The organism is Streptomyces sp. NPDC029014 (genome assembly GCF_055564695.1).
Genome location: NZ_JBVHVT010000212.1, coordinates 1 through 2,081 on the forward strand (window position 1 = coordinate 1; position 2,081 = coordinate 2,081).

2 protein-coding genes are annotated in these 2,081 nt (G+C 51.6%); both read left to right on the forward strand.

The window, feature by feature from the left end; genetic code table 11:
• Positions 1–246: 246 nt before the first annotated feature.
• Positions 247–1,080, forward strand: coding sequence for a hypothetical protein (locus ACZ4VL_RS40545; protein WP_467324961.1), 834 nt, complete (start codon positions 247–249; stop codon positions 1,078–1,080).
• A gap of 2 nt (positions 1,081–1,082) precedes the next feature.
• Positions 1,083–1,877: a hypothetical protein gene (locus ACZ4VL_RS40550; protein ID WP_468211025.1), complete on the forward strand. Its 795-nt coding sequence runs from the start codon at positions 1,083–1,085 to the stop codon at positions 1,875–1,877.
• Positions 1,878–2,081: the final 204 nt, after the last annotated feature.

Genomic DNA, 2,081 nt, shown 5'->3' on the forward strand with positions numbered 1-2,081 from the left:
GAAGGAGAATGAGAGGGGCTTGCCAATTTGCGAACCTTCTGCTATTCTGATGTTGATTCCGCATGCTCAACACAATTTTTTGGGTGTCCGGAAGTCAAGCTTAAGATCGGCGCGGCGCGGCTTAGCAGGCCCACATCTGCTATCAACCCCTCCGCTACGGCCATCATAGGTGCCCGTCTTGGAAGCGTGGATATACTCATAAGAATTGGGACCTTAGGGTCCCTTTTCTTTATCTAGATCTAGGGAATGGACATGATTGACTGGGCGGACGTTTTTCAGAAAGCGTTTAAAATTGCTTGGGAGGGTCAACCCCGTCCGGTTCCCGGTGCAAAATTTCGGCAATTAGTCGCAAAGATAGTTGTTGAAAGCGGTGAGGTTTTCCCGCCGCCCAAGTCCGGAAAGTTCAGTAAGTTCTTGGGAAATTTTCCAGAGATGCTCTTGCTTCAGAGTCATCCTGGTGAAGATGTGCTCGTTGTGCCTGCGGATCGCCCAGATCTCTTGGCGAGCGGTAAGGGGTTAAGCGGTCGTGTGCGCTCCGACCTCTTTTCAGCGCTGACGAAATTTAGTCCGTCATCGTCATCAGCTTTCTACTTTAATCCCGAGCTCGATGCCGTCGTGGAGATCAAGTCAGGTGATGTGGTCCCCTCAGGGGTTATTCAACTTCCTGCGACTACGTTCGAAGGAGAGGTTGATATTCGGAAGAAGTTCGCCGTATCGGCGGACATTGATGAGAACTCGCGCGCTGAGCTAATACGAGCCCTTGACGCTTCTCGACCTCTTACCTCTTTCTCTGCGGTTATCAAAACGCACGGACTTTCTAAGGTGTGGCATCGATATCGTGTGAGTGTAGTTGTTGAAAAGCTTCGGCTTTGGACAGCGGAAAACGAGATTCCGTGGAACACTGCTTGGCTGGTTGATGCAGAATCTGCATCAACGGTCGCCCCCATCCCGGCAGTGCGTTTCGAGCAAGATTTGGTCTCGCTTATTCACGCCCTTGCGGGGCAGGTTTCTGAGGCTGATATTTCAAGAATATCTGTGCCTCTAGACATCGTTTTGAAATTGGTGTCGCAAAAGAGATAAGTATGGCTACGATGCTGCTGGCAGGGATTGACCGGCTGTTAATTGGAAGGGCGAAGGAACTGATCGGCCATCTTCCAGTTCGAGCTAAGGCGGGTTGGGATTTCAAGTTCCTCCAGTCAGGGAAAGTGCCGGGGTTGGTGCCCGGACACGTAAGTGATGTGCTTCGGATGGCAGCCAACACTGGGGGGGCTCATGTGGTGGGTATTCGTCCACCCGCGCACGTCGGTAGGCAGGCCGAGGTAGTGTCCAAGGCAATCCGCCAATCTTTTCGCTTCAGATGGCTTGATGATATTGGTCGAGTGCTGAGTCAACAAGATCAGTTCGATAACGTGATGATCAGAGTCCTAGAAGAAGAGGACTGGTGGCGAAGTAATGTCTTGCCGACTTCTTGCCACGATCCCCAGATACTCCCGAAGACATTCAGCTTGGATTCTCGCCTTAGTGAGTTCTGGCGCCTTGTGGAGGCATACAATGACTTGGGAGGAATGAAGAGGGTTGTGCCTTTAATGGCGCTCTTTCCGCAGCTTCACCGGATACCTAAGGGCGGTGCGAAGGCTTGGAGAGATGACGCTGGGCTATCCTGGGACGACTACGGTGCACACCATGGCTCGCCACCATTTCCGCAGGATTGGAAATATTCGTATTATCTTCCGGAGCGGTTCCACTTTGACGTGGAGCACTCTAGGGGTTCAGCATTTTCCTACACTTGCGCGAATGGTTATGTTCATGACAGGAAGAAGAAAGAGCATGTAAACGTGAATTCGCATGGCTTTGTTTTGGGTGTTGGTCCTGCGTAAAACATCCTTTTTCGCGTCTCAGGGGTTGATAGTGTGGCATGAATCCGTTGGGGGTCACGCAACTCGACTTTGAAAGGGCGAGCACGCAGTTTTGCGTTTTCACTGAGAGAGAAAAGGTGAGCGAGAGGCATTTATGTTGTGTTGCCCACAACTGAAAGCCCAATCCAGTGGTCGATGGGCGGACGGGATATCGGAGAGCTTGCT

What these genes read in the sequence shown, in the direction of transcription:
- ACZ4VL_RS40545 (WP_467324961.1), top strand. Translation starts at nt 247, where the DNA reads ATGGACATGATTGACTGGGCGGACGTTTTTCAGAAAGCGTTTAAAATT.
- ACZ4VL_RS40550 (WP_468211025.1), top strand. Translation starts at nt 1,083, where the DNA reads ATGGCTACGATGCTGCTGGCAGGGATTGACCGGCTGTTAATTGGAAGG.